Genomic DNA, 20,502 nt, shown 5'->3' on the forward strand with positions numbered 1-20,502 from the left:
CGTGGCTTCTTCCCTGCTCCTTGCGGAGCGTACACCTGGCCCGGGGGCCGTCGCAGATCAGACTGCGGCGTCCGAGAGCCTGGCGATAGTTTCGTCGCGACCGATGACCAGCATCATGTCAAAGACTGAAGGCGTCGCGGCCCGCCCCGCCAGTGCAGCCCGCAGCGGTGCAGCAAGCTTGCCGAATCCGATGCCGTTTTCAGCCGCCACCGCGTTGAGCATGGTCTCAAGCGCTTCCTTCGTCCAGCTAGCATTTTGCAGCTGCGGCGTCAATGAATTCAGTATACCACGGGATACCGCATCAAGGCTGGCCGCGGCTTTCTCATCAGGAACGATCGGGCGCGATACCATCACAAAATGCGCCTTTTCAATAAGTTCCGGGAAAGTCTTCGCGCGGTCTTTCACGCAGTACATCGCTTTGTGCAGCAGCTCAGACTGGGTCTGCGTCAATGCAGGCTTCCCCGCCGCCGCCAGATATGCCTCAATTTCATGCAGCAGTGCGGCATCCTCCTCCATCGCGATATGATGGCCGCAGGTGTTTTCCAGTTTCTTAAAATCCAGCCGCGCCGGGGCTTTTCCGATGCCTTTCAGATCGAAAACCTCCATCGCTTCCTGGCTGGTGAAAATCTCCATGTCGCCATTGGCCCAGCCCAGCCGGGTCAGGTAATTGCGCATGCCAGAGGCCGGGTAGCCCATGGCCTGATATTCCTCGAGCCCGGTCGCGCCATGGCGTTTCGAGAGCTTTTTGCCATCCGGCCCGTGGATCAGCGGGATATGCGACCAGACCGGCACTGCCCAGCCCATCGCGTCATAGACCATCTGCTGACGTGCAGCATTGACGAGGTGGTCATCCCCCCGGATCACATGGGTCACGCCCATATCATGATCATCCACCACCACCGCCAGCATATAGGTCGGCGTAGCGTCCGAGCGTAACACGATCATGTCGTCGAGCGTGTCATTTCGGATCACCACATCCCCCTGAACCTGATCGCGGATCACGGTCTCGCCGTCGCGCGGTGCCTTCATACGGATGGCATAGGGCGCATCGGGGAAACTGGCCGGATCGGCATCGCGCCAGGGCGAGACGAACACCGGATAGCTCACGCCGCGCGCCTTTTCCGCCTCTTTGAAGGCGGCGATTTCTTCGGGCGTCGAGAAGCATTTATAGGCCGTGCCGCGCGCCAGCATCTCGCGCGCGACCTCGGCATGGCGATCTTTCTGTTCGAACTGGCTGACCACATCGCCATCCCAGTCAAGGCCGAGCCAGGTCAGCCCCTGCAGGATCGCCGCCGTTGCCTCGGGGGTCGACCGTTCCCGGTCGGTATCCTCGATCCTGAGGAGGAACCTGCCGCGCCGCCCGCGCGCGTAAAGCCAGTTGAACAGCGCCGTGCGCGCGCCGCCGATATGGAGATAGCCGGTCGGCGAAGGCGCGAAACGGGTGACGACGGGGGTGGACATGGCGGGTGTTAACCTTTCGGAAACCATAGCGGAGGAAGATCGCCGCGCTGGCTGGCTGTTATATGGCGGGCATTTCTGGCGGGTCGGGGAGCGGTTGACTGCTTTCCCGGAGGAAGATCGGTGACTGCGGCAAAGTCAGGCGCAGTTGCGCTGCATTTATGCGCGGTCGAGGGGGAAGGGCAAGGTGGCTGACAGCATTGCCGCCACAGGCGCAGGCGAGGTGGTGTCCGGCGGGGCGGATCATCCGGCTGGGTTGCCAGGTCAGCTCTGGCGGCACCTCGCCAGATGCTGCCGGGGGCTGATCCGGGCGCTGATCGGGCCGCTGATCGTACTGGAGGACGCGCGCGGGCATCTTCTGCCGCTGGCGGTGATGCTTTTTGGCAGCGGTATCGGGCTGTGGTTCGCTCTGGATACCGAGCCGGGAGCGCTGGTCTATGGCGGGCTTGCCATTCTGGCGGTTCTGGCGGCGGTCGCGGCCCAGCTTGCGCCCTTTCCTTTTCGCAGCATCGGAGCCGCCGTGCTGGCGTTGTCTCTGGGCCTGATCGTGGCGGGGCTGCGCGCTCATCTGATCGCGGCCCCAATGCTTGATTTCCGCTATTACGGCCCGGTCGAGGGGCGGGTGGTCGAGATCGACACATCCGCCTCGGATGCGGTCAGGATCACGCTGGACCAGGTTGTGCTCGAGCGCACCGATCCCGCGCGGGTGCCGGATCGCGTAAGGGTTGCGCTGCACGGAAATGACTATGGCCATAGCCCCGCCGCCGGCGAAACGGTGATCCTGACCGGGCATCTTTCGGCCCCTCAGGATGCGGCAGAGCCCGGCGGCTTTGCCTTCCGCCGCATGGCGTTTTTCCAGGGGCTCGGCGCGGTTGGCTACAGCCAGACCCCGGTCCTGCTGCTGGAGCCGCCGCGCGACGGAGAGGAATGGATCGGCCGGCTCCGCGCCTGGTTTTCCAGTGGCATCCGCGCCCAAATTCCTGGTGAAGCGGGGGCCTTTGCCGCGGGCGCGATGACCGGCGACCGGTCGGGCATCAGCCAGAAGACGGTCGAGGATCTGCGCGATTCCTCGCTGGCGCATATCCTTGCGATTTCGGGGATGAACCTCGTTTGCCTGACGGCCTTTGTTTTCGCGCTGTTGCGGGGGGGATCGCCTGTTTCCCCTGGCTCGCGCTGCGGGTGAACGCGAAGAAGCTCGCGGCCCTGGTCTCGATCTTCGTCGCCTGGTTCTATCTGCAGCTCTCCGGCGCCAATGTCGCGACCGAGCGTGCCTTTGTCATGACCCTGGTGATGCTTATGGCGATTTTGATGAACCGCAGGGCGATGACGATCCGCAGTGCCGCGATTGCCGGCGCGGGACTTCTGGCGCTGAAACCCGAAAGTCTGCTCGCGCCCGGTTTCCAGATGTCGATGGCGGCGACCATCTCGCTGATTGCCGGGTTTCAGGTGATGGATCGCTGGTTGCAACGGGGCCGCCTTGCCCGCTGGCAGATTGTGCTGATCACAGTGGTCATGAGCTCGGTGATCGGCGGTTTCGCCACCGCGCCCTATGCGGCGGCGCATTTCAACCGCTTTGCCGATTACGGGCTCATGGCCAATATCCTGACCGCACCGGCCATGGGCGTCGCCATCATGCCGATGGGGGTTCTGGCCTTCCTGCTGGCGCCGGTCGGGCTGGAGGCTCTGCCGCTCTGGCTCATGGGCAAGGCCTCGGAATGGATCCTCTGGGTTGCCGCCTGGGTTGCCGGGCTGGAAGGCTCAGTGACAGCGATCCCGGCGCCACATTGGCTGGCGCTGCCGGTGATCAGCTGGGGCGGGCTCTGGCTGATCGCCTGGCCGGGAAGGGCGCGGCTTGCCGGGGTCGGGCTGATCGCGTTCGGCATCGCGCTCTGGCCGCTGGCGGACCGGCCGGGGCTGCTGATCTCCGCTGACGGGCGGCTGGTGGGGCTGATGGGGCCGAGGGCAGGGCGCTGTCGACGGCCACAGGTGGCGGCTTTTCGGCAAGCAACTGGCTGGAAAGCGATGGTGATCTGGCGCCGCAAAAAGCCGCCGCGCTGCGCCCGGGCTTCACCGGCGCCCGTGACGCGAAGACCTTTGAGTTTTCTGGGCGAAAGGGCGTCGCGTTAAGCGGTAAGGCCGGGCTTTCACAGCTCGCGGCGGCCTGCGCCGGCTTTGACCTCGTGATCCTCAACGCGCGGGCGGAACACCCACCGCCCGATTGCCCGCTGATCGACCAGCATCTGCTGGCCTGGACTGGTGCGATTGCGCTGCGGAGGCGAGGCGCGCAGATCGAGGCCACATTCTCTGCCCGTGACAGGATCTGGTCCTCGGGGTCGGAGGAAACCAGTTCTCACGGCGTGGAAGGGATGGATCGGCTTGACCGCATGTTCCGGCAAGGCGTATCGCCCTAAGGGGCAGCGCTGTCGGGATATGCCTGCGGGCGGACCGGCGCATGGCGTGCAGCAGGAAAGACAAGTTTCTCCGCTTTGCCTGAGGTGCGGCTGGTCCTATGCTTTAGCCATCATATTGACCTGCGCGGCACCGGCGGCTTGTGCTAAACCTAAAGCGCGCGCCTGTTTTCAGGCGCGCGCATTGCTGAAATAGCTGAGGTCAGGCCAGTTCGGACAGCCGCTTCAGCGCAGTCTCGACCTTGGCGCGCTCATCCTCGCGTGCTTCCAGATTGGCGCGGGCCTCATCCACCACCTCTTCCGGCGCGGAGGCTGCGAATTTCGGGTTATCGAGCCGCCCCTTCAGCCCGCCGATCTCTTTCCCGAGCTTCTCCAGCGTCTTGGTCAGTCGCGCCTTTTCTTCGGCAATGTCGATCAGCCCTTCCAGCGGGATGGCGAAACCGGCGCCGCTCGCGGCCACCAGGATCGAGCCTTTCGGCGCAGATCCCTCGCTGAAACCCTCGATCCGTGCCATGCGGCGGATCAGCGCCTCATTGCGGCTCCAGGCTTCACGCGCCGCACCGGCAAGTTCGGTCGCGACGATGTCGATTTTCAGCCCCGCCGGCACATGGTCGATCTCGCGCCGGGCGATATTCCGGCCAGTCGGTATGAATGAGCAGCTTTTCGCGCGTGCCGGTCGTTGCCCAGAGCTCTTCGGTGATGAAAGGCGTGAACGGATGCAAGAGGATCATGCACTGGTCAAGCACCCAGGCCATGGTCGCGCGGGTCTCCACGGCGGCGTCACCGTCAAAGAGCGGTTTTGCGAATTCGACATACCAGTCGCAGACCTTGCCCCAGACGAATTTATAAAGCGCGTCTGCCGCCTGATCAAAGCGGAACTCGGCCAGCGCGAGATCAACTTCGGCCAGCGCTTTCGCAGTCTCGCCGATGATCCATTTATTGGCGGTGGCGGTCGCAACCGGCGGCTCTGCCTTGGTCGCATGACCTTCCCAGACACCGTTCATCTCGGCGAAGCGGCAGGCATTCCAGAGCTTGGTGCCGAAATTGCGATAGCCCGCGATGCGGTCCTTCGAGAGCTTCAGATCGCGCCCCATCGCCGCCATTGCAGCCAGGGTGAAGCGCACCGCATCGGCGCCGTAATCGGCGATCAGATCCAGCGGATCCAGCACATTGCCCAGCGACTTCGACATCTTCTTGCCCTTCTCGTCGCGGACAAGGGCATGAACATAAACGGTTTTGAACGGCACCTGATCGACCACGGCCAGTTGCATCATCATCATCCGGGCGACCCAGAAGAAGATGATGTCAAAGCCGGTGACCAGGACGCTCGTCGGGAAATAGCGCGCGAGTTCCGGCGTCTGCTCGGGCCAGCCCAGCGTCCCGATCGGCCAGAGCCCCGAGGAGAACCAGGTGTCCAGCACATCGGCATCGCGCCAGACCGGATAGACCAGCTTTGTCGGGTCCTGGCTCAGGTTGTATTCCGCCAGCGCCGCCGACAAAGCAGCCTCGGCGGCCTCGCGGTTTTCGACCTCGATGATGCGGGCATGGTTCAAGGGTATCGGCAGCGGCGCCAGCGCGTCCTGGAACTGGCCTGTCACCTCTTCAATTGAGGGGGCGCAGAAATAGACCGGATCCTGGGCGTTGAACCCGCCGTCAAAGAGGAAGCGGAACAGCTCCACCTCATCCAGCGCATTGTCGCCCTGATCGTCCTTGAACCCCGCCGGGCGCAGGTCAAGACCATACCAGACCGGGATCTGATGCCCCCACCAGAGCTGACGCGAGATGCACCAGGGTTCGATATTTTCCAGCCAGTGGAAATACACTTTCGCATCGCGCTCGGGCAGGATCGTGGTCTCGCCATTGCGCACGGCATCCAGCGCCGGGCCGACGATTTTCGAGGTCTCAACGAACCACTGATCGGTCAGCATCGGCTCGATCACCACTTTCGAGCGGTCACCGAAGGGCTGCATGATCTTTTTATTCTCGACCACCGCCACCCGTTCCAGATGCTCGGCATTGGTCTCTTTGTCGATCGACTTCACCAGCTTTGTGACGGCGAGACCTTCGTCATTGATCTCGGCCACCACCAGCTTGCGCGCCTCATAGCGGTCGAGGCCGCGCAGATGGTCGGGCACCAGGTTGATGCGGTCGACATCGGCCTCGGTATAGCTCGCGCCATCGAGGATCGCTTTGGCGTTCGCGCAGCTTTCCTCATAGGGCAGCCCGTCCTCGCGCATCCGCGCGCGGGTATCCATCAGCCGGTAAAGCGGGATGCCGTTGCGCTGCGCGACGCCGTAATCGTTGAAATCATGCGCGCCGGTGATCTTCACCGCGCCCGAGCCGAATGTGGGATCCGGGTACATATCGGTGATGATCGGCACCAGACGGCGCTGCGCGCGCGGACCAACCGGGATCTCGCACAGCTTGCCGACAATCGGAGCATAGCGGCTGTCAGAGGGATGCACCGCAACCGCGCCATCGCCGAGCATCGTCTCGGGCCGGGTGGTCGCAATCGAGATATAGTCGCGGGTTTCCGAGAAGGTGACGTTCCCGTCTTCGTCCTTCTCCTCGTAAAGATAGGTCTCGCCGCCGGCGAGCGGATATTTGAAATGCCACATATGGCCGTCGACCTCGGTCTGCTCGACTTCGAGATCAGAGATCGCGGTTTCGAAATGGGGATCCCAGTTCACCAGCCGCTTGCCGCGATAGATCAGGCCCTTGTTGTAAAGATCGACAAAGACCTTGATCACGGCATCATGAAAATTGCCGTCCTCGCCCTCGGCGCGCCGGGCGCGCCGGACATGGTAAAGGCCTCGCGGTCCCAGTCGCAGGTGGCGCCAAGGCGCATCAGCTGGCCAATGATATTGCTGCGCGACTTCTTCTTCTGCTCCCAGACGAGACCCAGAAACTCCGGGCGCGAAAAATCCGAGCGCCGGCGGTTGGTCTTTGCCAGTTCCCGCTCGACCACCATCTGGGTTGCGATGCCGGCATGGTCGGTGCCGGGCTGCCAGAGCGTGTCAAAGCCGCGCATCCGGTGCCAGCGCACCAGCACATCCTGCAAGGTGTTGTTGAAGGCGTGGCCCATATGCAGGCTGCCGGTGACATTCGGCGGCGGGATGACGACGGAAAAGGCAGGCTTTCCGGGTTTGGCATTGGCTCCGGCGCGGCCGACCTTCTGGTCGATCCACAGATCCATGATCCGGGCTTCGGCTTCCTGAGCGTTGAAGGTCTTTTCCATTGCCATCGCGCGTCCCCTTTTGCTGCAGGGGATTTAGCCAATGCAAAGCGCAAGGGAAAGGGGCAGGGTGCTGCTTAACACCTGATCGGGCCATCTCTGGCTGACTGCGGATGCCTTTGGGGGTGTCCGGTACAAAGACGGGGCAGCGCCGTCTTTTGTGCGATCAGGCGCGGGAGATGAGGCCGGAGAGATTGGAAGGGGATCGGCTTCCCGGATATGCAAAACCCCGCCAAAGCGGGGCTTTTACATATCAGGATATCAGGCGCCGGTTATCTCGGCCCGATCATCATCACCATCTGGCGGCCTTCAAGCTTTGGCATGCTCTCGACTTTGCCGGCATCGCCGACATCAGCCGACACGCGGTTCAAAAGCTCAAGCCCAAGCTGCTGGTGCGCCATTTCGCGTCCCCGGAAGCGCAGGGTGACCTTTACCTTGTCGCCCTCTTCAAGGAATTTCAGCACCGAGCGCATCTTGACCTGGTAATCATGCTCATCCGTACCGGGACGGAACTTGATTTCCTTGATCTCGATGATCTTCTGTTTCTTGCGGGCTTCGGCTTCGCGCTTTTGCGTCTCGTATTTGAACTTGCCGAAATCCATGATCTTACAGACCGGCGGCACGGCATTCGGCGAGATCTCGACCAGGTCGAGCCCGGCCTCTTCCGCCAGCGCCATGGCACGCGCCGGAGTGACAACACCGACATTTTCGCCATCTGCGCCGATCAGACGGATTTCGGGCGCGCGGATACGATCGTTTACGCGCGGGCCGGTCTCACGTTGCGGCGGGGCGTTATGGGGTCTGCGTCCTATGGTAGTATTTCCTTCTGAGGTGAAAACCGGTCGCGAACTTACTCCCGAAGGCGCTGGCTTTCAAGCGCCCGGGAGCAGGGAATTCAGGGGCGGCGGGCTGTCCTGAGAAAGAACTGCCGTGATTGCGGCTTTGTGGGCTCCGAGACGCTGCGGTTGTCCGGAGCGGTGGTCGTGATCGGGCGGTTGGGCGCAAATTCGCTGATCCCAGGGCTGAGCGGGATTCTTCCCTTTTTGACTGGCGTTCGGGGCTGAGACTTTTCAATTCGGGCAGATCCTGCCATATCCGGGCAATCCGGGCTGTTTTCCGGCAATGGGAGATTCATCATGAACAGAAGCGTAATCATCGGCGCCATCGTCGTCCTGCTGGCGGCGGGTGGCTACTACCAGTTCAGCTATAAGCCGGCCCAGGAACAAGCCGCAGCGGCAGAGAAGGTGAAAGCCGAAGCTGCGGCCAAGGCCGCAGAAGATGCAAAGCTCGCTGAGGAAGCTGCGAAGAAAGCAGAAGAAGAGGCGGCTGCTGCCGCAGCTGCCACTGCTGCTGCAACCGAAGAAGCCGCCACCGATCTCGGGAATGCTGCAACCGAAGCGGCAGGCGAGGCCGGTGCGGCTGTCGCCGGCGCGGCGGAATCGGCCGCCACTGCTGCGGGCGAGGCCGTTGATGGTGCCGCAACCGCTGTTGGAAATGCTGCAGAAGCCGCTGGCAATGCTGCAACCTCGGCCGGTGAAGCTGTGTCGGAAGCGGTCGAATCCGCCACCACCACAACCGAAACCGCCGTGGAAGGCGCCGCCGCACCCGAAGGCACCGCTGCTCCGGCATCGGATGCGAATGCCGCACTCGATCCGGCCAATTTCGATGCGGATAAGGTGAATGCACTGATCGACGCGTCCTCGCTGGATGCGGCGAGCAAGGGTATTCTGAAAACCGCAGTCGAAAGCGCGAAAGCGAACCCGGCTCTGGTGGCAAGCGTGCTGGCTCAGGTCCGGACCGCACTCGGCCTGTGATTGCAGGGCCCTGCCGGTCCAGGCCGGAGGTGTGAAACAGGAAAACGGCTGCAGGGACGATCCTGCAGCCGTTTTTTTTATTTGGCAGGCCCGGGCTCAGAGCGGAGACAGAGATCAGATAGGCAGAAGGCCGCAAGGTGGGATCCCTGCGGCCTTTGCGTCTTAACCTGTCTGAGGTGTCAGATCCCGTCGCCCACAAAAGCCTTCTCGACCACGAATTGCTTCGGGTCGGAATTGGCACCCTCCTCAAGCCCGAAGCTCTCCAGCGTCGCCTTCACATCGACGTTGAATGCGAGCGAGCCACAGACCATGGCGCGGTCTTCTTCCGGGTTGATCTTCGGCAGGCCGAGATCCTCGAAGACCTTGCCCGAGGCGAGGTTATCGGTGATCCGGCCCATATTTGGCGACTCTTCGCGGGTGGTGGTCGGATAATAAAGGAGCTTGTCGCCGATCAGCTCGCCGATCAGCGGGTCCTCCTTCAGCCCCTCGATCAGCGCGCGGCCATACTCCAGCTCGGCATTCTCGCGGCAGGTATGCATCATGATGACCTGGTCATATTTCTCCCAGGTCTCCGGCTCGCGCAGCAGCGAGGCAAAAGGCGCGAAACCGGTGCCGGTGGCAAGGAACCAGAGCCGCTTGCCCGGAAGCAGCGCGTCATGGACCAGGGTGCCGACGGGTTTCGGGCGCAGGATGATCTGATCGCCCGGCTTCACATGCTGCAGTTTCGAGGTCAGCGGGCCATCGGGCACTTTGATCGAGTAGAATTCCAGCTCTTCATCCCAGGCGGGCGAGGCGATGGAATAGGCGCGCAAAAGCGGTTTGCCATTTTCGCCCATCAGCCCGATCATCACAAACTCGCCCGAACGGAACCGCAGCGATTGCGGCCGCGCGACGCGGAAGGAAAACAGCCGGTCGGTCCAGTGTCTGACCGAGGTGACGGTCTGGGCATCGGGCAGATGCGGTTTTGCCGGGCGCTCAGTGGTTGCGGCGGTCTCGGTCATCTCGGGCTCCGTCTCGGGCGCCATCCGGGCGCGGTCTCATTTAAGGCACAGGCGGGGCCGGGGTAAACCGGGCCTCGCTGTGGCATATCTTCGCGTGGCCAATGGATCAGGCGCGCAGGCGGCCCTGGTAATCATGCGCCATCCAGTTGGCGCGGAATTTCCATTGCTCTTCCGGCTGGCGTTGAGCGAGCTCATCCGGGATCTCGACCCCGTCAAAGCCGACCCGGCGGCACATTGCATATTGATCGGAGATAACAGGCCCGAGTGCAAGCAGCTGCCCTTTGTAGCCGAGCATCCGGAGCCTGCGCGCGATGGTAAAGGCGCGGCCATCCGAAAAGGCCGGGAAGGCGACCCGGATCAGGGTGAGCCGGTCAAGATATGGGATCAGTGCCTCGGGACTGTCGGTATTCGACAGATCGACGGCGATGTCGGTCGCGGTCAGCTCGGCCAAAGCCGGGATCTCGCGGGCGGGGGCCGGGGAGAAACCGGCATCGGTGACAATAATGCTCATGTCTCAGTCCTCTTTTTGCTGTCGGTCGGGCAGGGAGCCCGGTTCCTGTACAGGAACCGGACCGATTTCTGTGCAGAAATCGGCGCCGCTCATGCGGCGCTCTCGCTGGTATTGCGCACGGGCTTGCCGCCCGCGAAATGGATGCCGCATTCGGTTTTCTGCTGGCCACGCCAGCGCCCGGCGCGCGGGTCTTCGCCGGGCTTCACCGGGCTGGTGCAGGGCGCGCAGCCGATGGACGGATAGCCTTTCGCGACCAGCGGATGGCGCGGCAGGTTGTTATTGGTGATATAGTCTTCCAGATCCTCGCGCCCCCAATGCGCCAGCGGATTGACCTTGATGCGGAAATCGCCCTCATTCTCGAAGAAATCCAGCGTGCCGCGATCCGAGTTCTGAAAGCGTTTGCGCCCGGTGATCCAGCCCTCAAACGGTTTCAGCGCGCGTTCCAGCGGCTCGACCTTGCGCACATTGCAGCAGGCATCCGTGCTGTAGAGATGCAGCGTATTGTCCGGGTCTTCGAAGTGAAGCCGGTGCGGATTGGCGCGGATGGTGCGGATGTCACAAAGATCGAGACGCTCGGCCAGCTCGCGCTGATAGTCCAGCGTTTCCTTGAAGAGCATCCGGGTGTCGACGAACAGCACCGGGGTTTCCGGCGCCAGCAGCGACACCAGATGCAACAGCACCACCGATTCCGCGCCGAAAGACGAGACCAGGGCCACCCGGCCCAGGTCATCATCCTGCAAAGCATGTTCCAGCACATCATGGGCCGAATGGTGTTTGTAGCGCGCGTTCAGCGCGGCCACCCGGTCGGCAACCGGATAGGCGCTCAGATCACGCGGCATCCTTCGCGTCTCCGCTCTCATAAAGGGCGGCCTTGAAGGGCTCCATCCCGAGGCGACGGAAAGCGTCGAGGAAGCTTTCCTGCGGCCCTTCACGCTCGCTCAGATAGGCGCGCACGATCCGCTCCACCGCCGGCACCACCTGGTCATAGGCAAAGCCCGGGCCGGTCTTGTCGCCGATTGCGGCATCTTCGGCACCCGAGCCACCGAGGGTGATCTGGTAATTCTCGACCCCCGCCCGGTCGAGCCCGAGAATGCCGATATGACCGACATGGTGGTGACCGCAGGCATTGATGCAGCCCGAGATCTTGATCTTCAGCGGTCCGATCTCATGTTCGAGGTCGAGCTCTTTGAACCGCATGGCAATTTCCTGCGCCACGGGGATCGAGCGCGCGGTCGCCAGCGCGCAGTAATCCATGCCGGGGCAGGCGATGATATCCGAGATCAGCCCTACATTGGCAGTGGCAATGCCGCCCTGGACGAGCGCTGCATGAAGCGCCGGCAGGTCGCCTTTATGGACATGCGGCAGGATCACATTCTGCTCATGGCTGATGCGGATATCGTCATGGCCGAATGTCTCGGCCAGATCCGCGATCAGCTTCATCTGGTCCGAGGTCTGGTCGCCCGGCGTCTTGCCCTGTTCCTTCACCGAGATCGTCACGATCGCATATTGATCGTTCTTATGGGCGGCGAGGTTGGTATTGGCCCAGGCCCGGAACACCGGATCGGCCTTGTAGAAATCCTCATGGGCGGTGACCGGAGCATCGCGGAAGGAGGGCGGGGCGAAAGCGGCCTGGATATCTTCCAGCAGCGCCTGATCTGCGCCGCCAAAGAGCGGGCGCAGCTCTTCAAACCGCTCTTCCACCAGCCGGGTGATCTCTTCCTTGCCGGTCTCATGCAGCGTGATCTTGATACGCGCCTTGTATTTATTGTCGCGCCGGCCCAGCACGTTATAGACGCTGAGGACCGCTTCGACATAAGGCAGCAGATCGGCCTCGGGCAGGAATTCCCGCACTACCATGCCGATCAGCGGGGTGCGGCCAAGGCCGCCGCCCACAAGCACGCGAAAACCGATCTCGCCCTGATCGTTCTTCACCAGTTGCAGACCAATGTCATGCGCCCGGATCACCGCGCGGTCATGCACAGCGCCGGTGATGGCGATCTTGAACTTGCGCGGCAGGAACTGGAATTCCGGGTGATCGGTCGACCACTGGCGCAACAGCTCGGCATAGGCGCGGGGATCGGCGATCTCATCAGCCGCCGCACCCGCGAAATGGTCGGCGGTCACGTTGCGGACGGTATTGCCCGAGGTTTGGATCGCATGCATGCCGACATCGGCCAGCGCGGTCAGGATCGCAGGAATATCCGGCAGTTTCGGCCAGTTGAACTGGATATTCTGCCGCGTGGTCCAATGGCCATACCCCTTGTCCCAGGTCGCGCCGATCTTCGCCAGCTGGCGCATCTTGCGCGCGTTCAGCGTGCCATAGGGAATGGCGACCCGCAGCATATAGGCATGGAGTTGCAGATAGAGCCCGTTCATCAGCCGCAAGGGCCGGAACTCTTCCTCGGTCAGGCTGCCATCGAGCCGGCGTTCGACCTGCTGCGAGAACTGCGCCACGCGCTCGCGGACGAAACGCTCATCGAAGTCGGTATAATCATACATGATCGAGGTCTGCCTGTTTCCCGTGGTGATAGTTCGAGGGGCCGCGCGTGCGGAAGGCCTCACGGAAATGGGTGGGTTCGGGGCCGTTCGGGCCCGGTTTCGCATCTGCAAGATAGGCACCGACGATCAGCCGCCCCTGCGCATTGGCATGGAGAAGGCGCAGCTGGGCATGGGCCTCATCTTCGATCAGCTCGGCCTCTGCATGGACAAGGGTCCAGCGGTCATCGGCGGTAAGATAGACGACATCCCCTTCGCGCAGGCGATTGGCGGTGACGACTTTCGGGGTAAAGCGGCGGCTCATGCGCGGGCCTCCTCGTGACTGGTCATGGCGGGAATGGCCGCGCGGGGCGCGAGGCCGAAAAGGATGATGGCGGGGCCGGTGCAACACAGCGCCAGCGCGGGCAGCGACGAAAGCGTCCCGGCATGGACCCGCTGATCGGCGCGCGAGGCGTTCTCGACCAGGGTGACCGGCGTTTCCGGCCCTGCGCCATGCATCAGCAGCCGGCCTTGGATGAAACGGGCCGATTTCTTGCCCATATAGATCGCCGCAACCTCAGTGGCACGGGCGAGACCGCGCCAGTCCTGTTCGGCAAAACCGTCCATGTCATGGCCGGTCAGAATGCGCAGGCTCGCATTGCGGCCGCGCTTTGTCAGCGCCTGGCCGATTGCCGCCGCCGCAACCGGCGCGGTCGAAAGGCCGGGCAGGATGCGAAAGCTCAGTCCAGCGGCCTCCAGCGCCTCGATCTCTTCGTCGAGACGGGCGAAAATTCCCGGATCGCCGCCTTTGAGACGAACGATGCGCGCGCCGGTCTGAGCGGTTTCAACCAGAACCCGGTTGATCGTCGATTGCGCGACCGAAGGGCCAAAGCCCTCTTTGCCAACGTCAATGCGGCGGACATGGGCCGGGATCAGCGCCATCACCTCTTCGCCGACGAGACGGTCATGGATCACCACCTCAGCCGCCTCAAGCGCGCGCAGCACGCCGAGCGTAAGGTGATCGGCCGCGCCCGGGCCAGCCCCGCGAAGGTCACGGGCGGCAGATCCTTAAGGGGGGCGCTGGCTGTCAACATGGCTTGGATCCTGGCTTTCGGGCAGGTTTGGCGGCGGGGCCGGTTTGCACTGGCAGCAATATAGGACTTTTTCCTCTGAATCGGCCAGATCCCCTTGCAGATAAGGAAGAATGTTCCGATACTCTGGCCTCTGGGAACGCAGTTCTGCGTCAGAGGGGAAATCAGGAATGGCAGCCGCGCTGGACGATCTGGACCGGAAAATCCTGTCCGAACTGCAACAGGATGCAGAGCAGTCGCTGGACGAGATTGCCCGCAAGGTGGGCTCGTCGAAAACACCGGTCTGGAACCGGATCCGGCGCATGAAAGAACAGGGCGTGATCTCGCGCCAGACGGTGATCCTCGATGCCGAGGCCCTCGGGCTTGAGGCCTGTTTTTTCGTGCTGATCCGCACCTCGGAACATGAGGCGGACTGGCAGCGCAAATTCCTCCACGCGCTGCGCGAACGCCCCGAAGTGCTTGAGGCGCATCGGCTGGCGGGGGATATCGATTACATCCTCAAGGTGCGGGTGAAAAACGCCCGTGCCTATGATGAATTCTATCAGGCGCTGATTTCCGAGGTGAAGATTTACAATGTCACCGCGCTTCTGAGCATGGAAGAAATCAAGTCGACCACAGTCCTGCCGGTTTAACGGAAGCGCGGCAGGGGGATGACGCCCTGCGCCACCAGCACCCCAAGCGCGACAAGCCCCGCCGCCCCGGCCTGGAGCCAGTTCCAGGGCGCGGAAAGCCAGAGGAACATGATCAGCATGACGTAAAACGGAGAGGCATTGGTATGCAGCGATGACATGCCGATGCCGATCCTGTTGATCGAGATGATCCATAAAAGCTGACACAGGGCGAGCCCGCCTATGGCGAACAGGCCGAGCGAGATCACCTCGCGCATTCCCCAAAGGCCAGGATCGGCCAGCGGCGCGCCCAAGGCGAGATTGGCCCCGGCGATGACCAGCATGGAAATGGCTGCCCCCGCCATGGTCAGCGCGGTGCGCCCGATCAGGGAAAGGGTTGGAAAGCTGGTCACCGTCAGCCGTGAGCCAAGCGTATAGAGCAGCACCGAGCCGCAGCAAAACAGCGCGCCAAGCGCCACATTGCTGCCTCCGGCGCTGAAATCCAGGGCAAGCAGGCCGCCGGCCATGGAAAGCGTAATTCCGGCAATGAGTTGCAGGCTCAGCCGTCGTCCGTCGAACAGCACCTCAAGCGCGATGGCCACCACCGGCATCGCTGCGGTAATCACCGCCGCCGTCACCGGTCCGCCCGCCGCCTGGCCCATGATCAGACACCAGGCCGCGATCCCGATCAGCGCCCCGACCGCGATCCCGCGCAGCCAGTCCGCCCGCAAAATCGCGCGCGGCCCATCTGCCAGCACCCAGACCGGCAACAGAACCAGCGCCGCGAGGCCGATCCTTACGGCACCCAGCTGGTCCGAGGGCATGATCGGAATTAGAAACTCTGCCGCCGGCAACCCGGCCGCCCAGACCACCATAGAGATCATGCAGATCAGATGCCCGGACAGAAGCCGGTTCCCCGGCAGATGCTGGCCGGGGATCGGATCGGAAGGCGGGGCAGGGCGCGCGAGACTTGTCATAGGATGAAGGCTGTCACGCGGCAGCTCTGGCCACTGTTCCAGGTGCGACCGGTTCTGGCGCGTTCTGGCCAGCCGGGCTGAAGATGTGTATTTAACTCAGGAGGAAGAGGCTTTGATTTCCTCGTGACAGAAATACGCCCGCCGGAGGCATCCGCAAGTTGTCAAAGACGCTAAGCTCAGGCAGCCGAAAGCGCGGCAACGATCGCGCCAAAATCTGACGCTTTCAGGCTCGCGCCACCGACCAGGGCACCATGAACATGCGGCACCGCAAAGATTTCGGCGGCGTTCGAGGGTTTGACCGATCCACCATAGAGAAGCCGGATCGCGCCCGCCGCAGTGCCAAAGCGCGCATTCAGGGATCTGGAAATGAAATCATGCACTTCCGCAATCTGCTCAAGTGTAGGCACGCGGCCGGTGCCGATGGCCCAGACCGGCTCGTAGGCGATCACCGTATTGGCGCCTGTTGCACCATCCGGCACCGAACCTGCCAGCTGCGCGCCGATCACATCGAGGGTCCGCCCGGCATCGCGCTCGCCTTCTGTCTCGCCGAGGCAGATCACCGCAACGAGGCCTGCCTCGCGTGCCGCAAGTGCTTTTTGCGCCACCAGCTGATCGGTTTCCCCATGATCAGCACGGCGTTCGGAATGGCCGAGGATCACATAGGTGGCGCCGGCATCTTTCAGCATCGCGGCCGAGATATCGCCGGTATGCGCGCCCGAGGCGTTCTGGTGGCAATCCTGGCCGCCGACCGAAAGCGCCGTATCCGACGCCAGCACCGCCAGGGGGCGAGCAGGGTTGCGGGCGGACAGATCAGCATCTCGCAGGCCGGATCGGAATGGAGCGCCAGCAAGGCGCGTATCTCGTCAAGCGAGGCCGAAACGCCGTTCATTTTCCAGTTGCCCGCCGCCAGTCTGCGCATTCGATCTCTCCCTGTTACCGCTCCCATCTGGTCGCAAATTCAGGAGCGTCATGCAATGGGGGCATTGCGGAATGAGGCGCCAGACCGCCGGTCAACACTGCTGGCGCGCGGTCGTCGGACAAGGCAGATCAGGGCAGGCCTGATCCGTGCAGGTCAGTTCCGTGCAGGTCAGTTCCGTGCAGGTCAGATCCGGGACGGGGCCGTGGCCGGTTCGTTAAAGCGGATCGATTCGCCGCAGCCGCAGGCCTCGGACACGTTCGGATTGCGGAACACGAATTTTGATTCCAGCAGGCTGGTCTCGTAGTCGATGATGGTGCCGATCAGGAACATCTGCGCCATCGGCGCGATCAGCACCCGCGCGCCATCCTGTTCGACGATCTCGTCCAGCGGGTTCACCTCTGCGACGTAATCCATTGTATATTCCATACCGGCACAGCCGCCCTTTTTCACGCCGATCCGCAAGCCCTGGCTGCCATCGCGCGCCATCAGGCGGGCGATCTGTTTCGCAGCGGGCGGGTAATGGAAACGGCGGCTTTGCCGGGGATGCCGAACATGATGGAAATCCTTTGTCTGAGGTAAAGGTAATCCCGCAGGCGCTCTGCTTCAAGAGGGCTGCGCTGTCCTTGCTTTATGGGAGGCCCCTGTGATGCGCTCCGGTCCTGCTTTCGGCTGGTCGCATCGCGATCCGCGCGGGTGCAGCGCCCGGTGCCGCGCGCAGCCGGGATCGCGGTCTGCGCGGCGGATGTGTTTCAGGGGAGAGGCGTCAGGGTGGTGGCCGTTTACATGAAGCCCAGCTCAAGGCGCGCCTCATCAGACATCATTTCCATGCCCCAGGGCGGATCAAAGGTCATCTCGACCTGCACCTCGCGCACGCCGGGCGTGGCCTCAACTGCCTCCTGCACCCAGCCGGGCATCTCGCCCGCTACAGGGCAGCCCGGCGCAGTCAGCGTCATCACAATCCGCACCGCATTCTCGTCATCAATGGCGATGGTATAGACGAGGCCAAGATCGAAAATATTTACCGGAATCTCGGGGTCAAAGACCGTCCGACAGGCATCGGCGACAGCGTCATAGAGCGGGTGATCGACAGAAGAAGGCGCAATCAGTGGGGCGCCTTCGGCGGCGGTCTGATCGGCGGTCGAGGTGGTCATGTCCATCTGCGTGGTCCCGGTCCGGAAAACTTCTGCCATCAATATAGGGATTGCGTGCCCAAGGTCCAGATCCGGTGGGCCGTTTCCTCTCCGGGTGGCCGCGCGGCGAGGCGCGCACCCTTCTTCGCGCTAATGGGGTGCCCGCTTCAAAGATATACCGCGCGCAGTGCGGCACCCCGGATATTGTCCCTAAAGGAACAGGCCTCGCACCATTGCGGGCCGTGCTGAAAAAAAATGCGGCCGCCACCGCAAGGAAGCAGCCGCTGCTTTCAACACCTGTTCAGGGCGGGGAAACTGACGGTGGCGCTCCGTCGCCAGGAAAGAGCTATGTGGCTCCGGAGTTCCGTATGTCCGGTTCCGTGTCTTCGCGTCTTAGTCGCACGGATCAGAACGGGATTTCGTCATCCATATCGGAATTGCCACCCGAAGGGCCGCCATAGCCGCCCCGGCCACCGCCGGAACTGCCGCCCTGGCCACCACCACCCTGGCCACCGCCGCCCTGGGCGCCACCGCCATAGCCACCGCCACCGCCGCCATAGCCGCCGCCCTGGCCGCCGTAATCATCGCCATAGCCGCCCTGCGCGCCGCCGCCGCCACCCGCGCCGCCGCCCTGGCTGTCACCGCGACCGCCCAGCAGCGTCAGATTGCCCGAGAAGGGCCGCAGTACAACCTCGGTCGAATAGCGGTCCTGGCCGGACTGGTCCTGCCATTTGCGGGTCTCCAGCGCGCCCTCGATATAGACGGTCGAGCCCTTGCGCAGATATTGTTCGGCGATCTTTGCAAGCGGTTCCGAGAAGATCGCGACCGAATGCCATTCGGTGCGTTCCTTGCGCTCGCCCGTGTTGCGGTCGCGCCAGGTTTCGGAGGTTGCGATCCGCAGGTTGCAGACCTTGCCGCCATTGGGAAAGCTGCGCACCTCGGGGTCGCGGCCGAGATTGCCGATGATGATGACCTTGTTGACCGATCCGGCCATATGCGCCTCCGCTTTGCTGGCTGAGTGACCCCTGAACCTGATGCGGGATCAGGGTTACTATTGTGTTGACGCCCGTATCTAAAGACAGCCGCGCGGCCTCGCAACCGCGCAATGGCGCCGCTGGCTCCGGAAGCAGGGCCAAGGCGGCGGTTGCCCCGGCAGGGCTTGCGGCCCTGATCCTGATTTTTGGCCTGGATCCCGGGCGAATCGCAGCAGTTCTGCCCCGGATCGGCGGGGACTTGCCGGTTTGCCCAGCGGGGGCGGGGATTCCCCGCTGGCCGGATCGGCCCGTCGCGGCTATAGTCGCGCCGGATTAGGTGACTGTGGACGGCTTTCAGATGACCCTTCGGCTGAGTTTCCGGTTCCGGACAGCGCTGGTGCTGAGTGTTTCTTTTGCGATCGCAACGGGTGGGTTTACCGGCACTGTCGCCGCGGAACCGCTGAAACTCCATGGCTCCAGCAAGTCGCGCAATGCGGTGTTCGAATCGCAGACCGCATTGCTGGATGGCAAGCTTGCGAAGCAATATTCGGGCTCGGTCAAACTCACGCCGAACCATAAGGCGGGTAAGGATGGCGAGGTCGCCTCGGCCGAGGCAGTCCCGCGCTATAGTGGCCGCTACAAGGGCGAGCATCTCGAACATGCGAAGACCGTGGCCCGCAAACATGGTGTGCCGGAGGATCTGTTCCTGCGGCTCGTTCAGCAGGAAAGCGGCTGGAATGCCCGCGCGGTCAGCCATAAGGGCGCCACCGGCCTTGCGCAGCTGATGCCGGGAACGGCAAAGCTGCTTGGTGTCGATATTGACGACCCGAAACAAAATCTCGAAGGCGGCGCGCGCTATCTCAAGATGATGCACGCGAAATTCGGCTCATGGAAGCTGGCGCTTGCCGCCTATAATGCCGGCCCGGCGGCGGTTGAAAAGCATGGCGGCGTGCCGCCCTTTGCCGAAACCAAAGCCTATGTGAAGGCGATTCTCGGCTGATCCCGGCAAGGCTCAGGACGCAGGCGCGGTTGCCGCAGCGCAGAGGCGGTCTCTGCGGCACAGGGACTGCCATTGTCTCCTCCTTGTCACGACGGAAAATTTCGCCTGCGGCGTTTACACAACAGGCTTTTAAACACTGGCAAAATTGCGCTTTCCAGGGCAAAAGACTGCAGAGCCGGCGTTGCTTTCGGGTGGCGTTGCAGGCATTCAGATACAGAACTAAACCGCAGGGTTCAGAATGAGCGACTTCGCATCCCTCCGCATGACGATGGTGGACACCCAGATCCGGCCTTCCGACGTCACCAGGTTCCCCATTATTGATGCGATGCTGCATGTTCCGCGTGAGAATTATGTGCCGCCGTCGAAACGGGATGCCGCCTATATCGGCGCCAATCTCGACCTCGGCAGCGGTCGCGCTTTGCTCGATCCGCGCACCTTCGCCAAAATGATCGAGACGCTGGATATCCTGCCTTCGGATCTCGTGCTCGATATCGGGGCGGGATTTGGCTATTCGACGGCGCTGCTGGCACGGCTGGCGCAGACGGTGGTGGCGCTTGAGGAAGACGAGGCCATGGCGGAGGAGGCCGGGCGCATTCTGGCCGCCGATGGCGTTGATAATGCCGTTGTGGTCAAGGGCAGCCTGACCGGCGGCGCGGCGAAATACGCGCCTTATGATGCGATCGTCGTCGGGGGCGGTATCGAAGAGCTGCCCGAGGCGATTGCCTCTCAGCTGAAAGAAGGTGGCCGCATCGTTGCCGTGGTGATGACCGGCGCGCTTGGAACCGTGAAATACGGGCTCAAGACCGATGGCCGCATCGACTGGCGCTATGCCTTCAACGCCTCCGCTCCGGTCCTGCCGGGATTTGCCAAAGAAAAGACTTTCACGCTTTGACGGGCCGCC

At 62.9% G+C, this 20,502-nt stretch carries 17 protein-coding genes and 4 pseudogenes; 7 read left to right on the plus strand and 14 right to left on the minus strand.

Annotation, left to right across the window (positions count from 1 at the left end; genetic code table 11):
* Positions 1 to 57: 57 nt before the first annotated feature.
* Positions 58 to 1,461, minus strand: a complete 1,404-nt coding sequence (gene gltX, locus QNO18_RS11790) for a glutamate--tRNA ligase (protein WP_283177810.1) — start codon at positions 1,459 to 1,461, stop codon at positions 58 to 60.
* A 184-nt stretch (positions 1,462 to 1,645) separates the two neighbouring features.
* Here gltX and QNO18_RS11795 point away from each other — a divergent pair, with 184 nt between their 5' ends.
* Genes QNO18_RS11795 through QNO18_RS11805 form a run of 3 tightly spaced genes read left to right on the plus strand, consistent with a single transcriptional unit; the run spans position 1,646 to position 3,869 of the window.
* Positions 1,646 to 2,641, plus strand: a complete 996-nt coding sequence (locus QNO18_RS11795; RefSeq protein ID WP_283177811.1) for a ComEC/Rec2 family competence protein — start codon at positions 1,646 to 1,648, stop codon at positions 2,639 to 2,641.
* Positions 2,569 to 3,585: a ComEC/Rec2 family competence protein gene (locus QNO18_RS11800; protein WP_283177812.1), complete on the plus strand. Its 1,017-nt coding sequence runs from the start codon at positions 2,569 to 2,571 to the stop codon at positions 3,583 to 3,585. The genes QNO18_RS11795 and QNO18_RS11800 overlap by 73 nt, the downstream gene beginning before the upstream one ends.
* 53 nt (positions 3,586 to 3,638) lie before the next feature.
* A complete protein-coding gene (locus tag QNO18_RS11805) occupies positions 3,639 to 3,869 on the plus strand; it encodes a hypothetical protein (RefSeq protein ID WP_283177813.1) in 231 nt (76 codons plus the stop codon).
* A 199-nt stretch (positions 3,870 to 4,068) separates the two neighbouring features.
* Here the strand turns inward: QNO18_RS11805 and QNO18_RS11810 are convergent.
* Positions 4,069 to 7,110 (minus strand): annotated as a pseudogene (locus tag QNO18_RS11810) (valine--tRNA ligase).
* A 263-nt stretch (positions 7,111 to 7,373) separates the two neighbouring features.
* Positions 7,374 to 7,913: a translation initiation factor IF-3 gene (gene infC / locus QNO18_RS11815; protein ID WP_198836417.1), complete on the minus strand. Its 540-nt coding sequence runs from the start codon at positions 7,911 to 7,913 to the stop codon at positions 7,374 to 7,376.
* Between the two features lie 324 nt (positions 7,914 to 8,237).
* On the opposite strand from infC, the gene QNO18_RS11820 reads away from it, so the two are divergent.
* On the plus strand, positions 8,238 to 8,915 hold the full coding sequence (locus QNO18_RS11820) for a hypothetical protein (RefSeq protein ID WP_283177814.1): 678 nt from the start codon (positions 8,238 to 8,240) through the stop codon (positions 8,913 to 8,915).
* Between the two features lie 179 nt (positions 8,916 to 9,094).
* Here QNO18_RS11820 and QNO18_RS11825 read toward each other — a convergent pair whose 3' ends face one another.
* From QNO18_RS11825 to cobA, 6 genes and pseudogenes are all read right to left on the minus strand, one after another.
* Complete coding sequence (locus QNO18_RS11825; protein WP_283177815.1) at positions 9,095 to 9,916, minus strand: ferredoxin--NADP reductase; 822 nt, start codon at positions 9,914 to 9,916, stop codon at positions 9,095 to 9,097.
* A 106-nt stretch (positions 9,917 to 10,022) separates the two neighbouring features.
* Entirely contained in the window at positions 10,023 to 10,427 is a 405-nt protein-coding gene (locus tag QNO18_RS11830; protein ID WP_283177816.1) for a DUF934 domain-containing protein, read from the minus strand.
* 89 nt (positions 10,428 to 10,516) lie between these two features.
* Positions 10,517 to 11,266 (minus strand): phosphoadenylyl-sulfate reductase, encoded by a 750-nt coding sequence (locus QNO18_RS11835; RefSeq protein ID WP_283177817.1) that lies wholly within the window; start codon positions 11,264 to 11,266, stop codon positions 10,517 to 10,519.
* Positions 11,256 to 12,926: a nitrite/sulfite reductase gene (locus tag QNO18_RS11840; protein WP_283177818.1), complete on the minus strand. Its 1,671-nt coding sequence runs from the start codon at positions 12,924 to 12,926 to the stop codon at positions 11,256 to 11,258. Before QNO18_RS11840 ends, QNO18_RS11835 begins: the two co-directional genes overlap by 11 nt.
* Positions 12,919 to 13,227 (minus strand): DUF2849 domain-containing protein, encoded by a 309-nt coding sequence (locus QNO18_RS11845; protein ID WP_198836328.1) that lies wholly within the window; start codon positions 13,225 to 13,227, stop codon positions 12,919 to 12,921. The genes QNO18_RS11840 and QNO18_RS11845 overlap by 8 nt, the downstream gene beginning before the upstream one ends.
* Positions 13,224 to 13,946 (minus strand): annotated as a pseudogene (gene cobA, locus QNO18_RS11850) (uroporphyrinogen-III C-methyltransferase); the annotation flags it as partial. The gene QNO18_RS11845 and the pseudogene cobA, both read right to left, overlap by 4 nt.
* 217 nt (positions 13,947 to 14,163) lie before the next feature.
* Here cobA and QNO18_RS11855 point away from each other — a divergent pair.
* The gene (locus QNO18_RS11855) at positions 14,164 to 14,625 is read left to right on the plus strand and encodes an Lrp/AsnC family transcriptional regulator (protein ID WP_092897358.1); all 462 of its coding nucleotides are present in this window, start codon (positions 14,164 to 14,166) and stop codon (positions 14,623 to 14,625) included.
* Here QNO18_RS11855 and QNO18_RS11860 read toward each other — a convergent pair.
* The 5 genes and pseudogenes from QNO18_RS11860 to ssb all read right to left on the minus strand — a co-directional run bounded on the left by QNO18_RS11860 (position 14,622) and on the right by ssb (position 18,621).
* Positions 14,622 to 15,578, minus strand: a complete 957-nt coding sequence (locus QNO18_RS11860; RefSeq protein WP_283177819.1) for a DMT family transporter — start codon at positions 15,576 to 15,578, stop codon at positions 14,622 to 14,624. The two genes, QNO18_RS11855 and QNO18_RS11860, sit on opposite strands and share 4 nt — an antisense overlap.
* Positions 15,579 to 15,754: 176 nt before the next feature.
* A pseudogene (gene tpiA, locus QNO18_RS11865) lies at positions 15,755 to 16,497 on the minus strand (triose-phosphate isomerase).
* Positions 16,498 to 16,680: 183 nt separating this feature from the next.
* Positions 16,681 to 17,051 (minus strand): annotated as a pseudogene (locus tag QNO18_RS11870) (iron-sulfur cluster assembly accessory protein).
* A gap of 225 nt (positions 17,052 to 17,276) precedes the next feature.
* Positions 17,277 to 17,648, minus strand: coding sequence for an SUF system Fe-S cluster assembly protein (locus tag QNO18_RS11875; RefSeq protein WP_198836416.1), 372 nt, complete (start codon positions 17,646 to 17,648; stop codon positions 17,277 to 17,279).
* A gap of 385 nt (positions 17,649 to 18,033) precedes the next feature.
* On the minus strand, positions 18,034 to 18,621 hold the full coding sequence (ssb, locus tag QNO18_RS11880) for a single-stranded DNA-binding protein (RefSeq protein WP_283177820.1): 588 nt from the start codon (positions 18,619 to 18,621) through the stop codon (positions 18,034 to 18,036).
* A gap of 338 nt (positions 18,622 to 18,959) precedes the next feature.
* On the opposite strand from ssb, the gene QNO18_RS11885 reads away from it, so the two are divergent.
* Complete coding sequence (locus tag QNO18_RS11885; protein ID WP_283177821.1) at positions 18,960 to 19,601, plus strand: transglycosylase SLT domain-containing protein; 642 nt, start codon at positions 18,960 to 18,962, stop codon at positions 19,599 to 19,601.
* A gap of 238 nt (positions 19,602 to 19,839) precedes the next feature.
* The gene (locus QNO18_RS11890; protein WP_283177822.1) at positions 19,840 to 20,493 is read left to right on the plus strand and encodes a protein-L-isoaspartate O-methyltransferase; all 654 of its coding nucleotides are present in this window, start codon (positions 19,840 to 19,842) and stop codon (positions 20,491 to 20,493) included.
* Positions 20,494 to 20,502: the final 9 nt, after the last annotated feature.

The sequence above is a fragment of the Gemmobacter sp. 24YEA27 genome (assembly GCF_030052995.1).
In the GTDB taxonomy this organism is placed as follows: Bacteria; Pseudomonadota; Alphaproteobacteria; order Rhodobacterales; family Rhodobacteraceae; genus Pseudogemmobacter.

Excerpts from the sequence above, each read along its gene's own strand:
- QNO18_RS11845 (WP_198836328.1), bottom strand. The coding sequence starts at position 13,227 with ATGAGCCGCCGCTTTACCCCGAAAGTCGTCACCGCCAATCGCCTGCGC.
- QNO18_RS11875 (WP_198836416.1), bottom strand. The coding sequence starts at position 17,648 with ATGACCACCTCGACCGCCGATCAGACCGCCGCCGAAGGCGCCCCACTG.
- gltX (WP_283177810.1), bottom strand. The coding sequence starts at position 1,461 with ATGTCCACCCCCGTCGTCACCCGTTTCGCGCCTTCGCCGACCGGCTAT.
- QNO18_RS11860 (WP_283177819.1), bottom strand. The coding sequence starts at position 15,578 with ATGACAAGTCTCGCGCGCCCTGCCCCGCCTTCCGATCCGATCCCCGGC.
- QNO18_RS11855 (WP_092897358.1), top strand. The coding sequence starts at position 14,164 with ATGGCAGCCGCGCTGGACGATCTGGACCGGAAAATCCTGTCCGAACTG.
- ssb (WP_283177820.1), bottom strand. The coding sequence starts at position 18,621 with ATGGCCGGATCGGTCAACAAGGTCATCATCATCGGCAATCTCGGCCGC.
- QNO18_RS11885 (WP_283177821.1), top strand. The coding sequence starts at position 18,960 with ATGACCCTTCGGCTGAGTTTCCGGTTCCGGACAGCGCTGGTGCTGAGT.
- QNO18_RS11890 (WP_283177822.1), top strand. The coding sequence starts at position 19,840 with ATGAGCGACTTCGCATCCCTCCGCATGACGATGGTGGACACCCAGATC.
- QNO18_RS11835 (WP_283177817.1), bottom strand. The coding sequence starts at position 11,266 with ATGCCGCGTGATCTGAGCGCCTATCCGGTTGCCGACCGGGTGGCCGCG.
- QNO18_RS11820 (WP_283177814.1), top strand. The coding sequence starts at position 8,238 with ATGAACAGAAGCGTAATCATCGGCGCCATCGTCGTCCTGCTGGCGGCG.
- QNO18_RS11825 (WP_283177815.1), bottom strand. The coding sequence starts at position 9,916 with ATGACCGAGACCGCCGCAACCACTGAGCGCCCGGCAAAACCGCATCTG.
- QNO18_RS11840 (WP_283177818.1), bottom strand. The coding sequence starts at position 12,926 with ATGTATGATTATACCGACTTCGATGAGCGTTTCGTCCGCGAGCGCGTG.
- QNO18_RS11830 (WP_283177816.1), bottom strand. The coding sequence starts at position 10,427 with ATGAGCATTATTGTCACCGATGCCGGTTTCTCCCCGGCCCCCGCCCGC.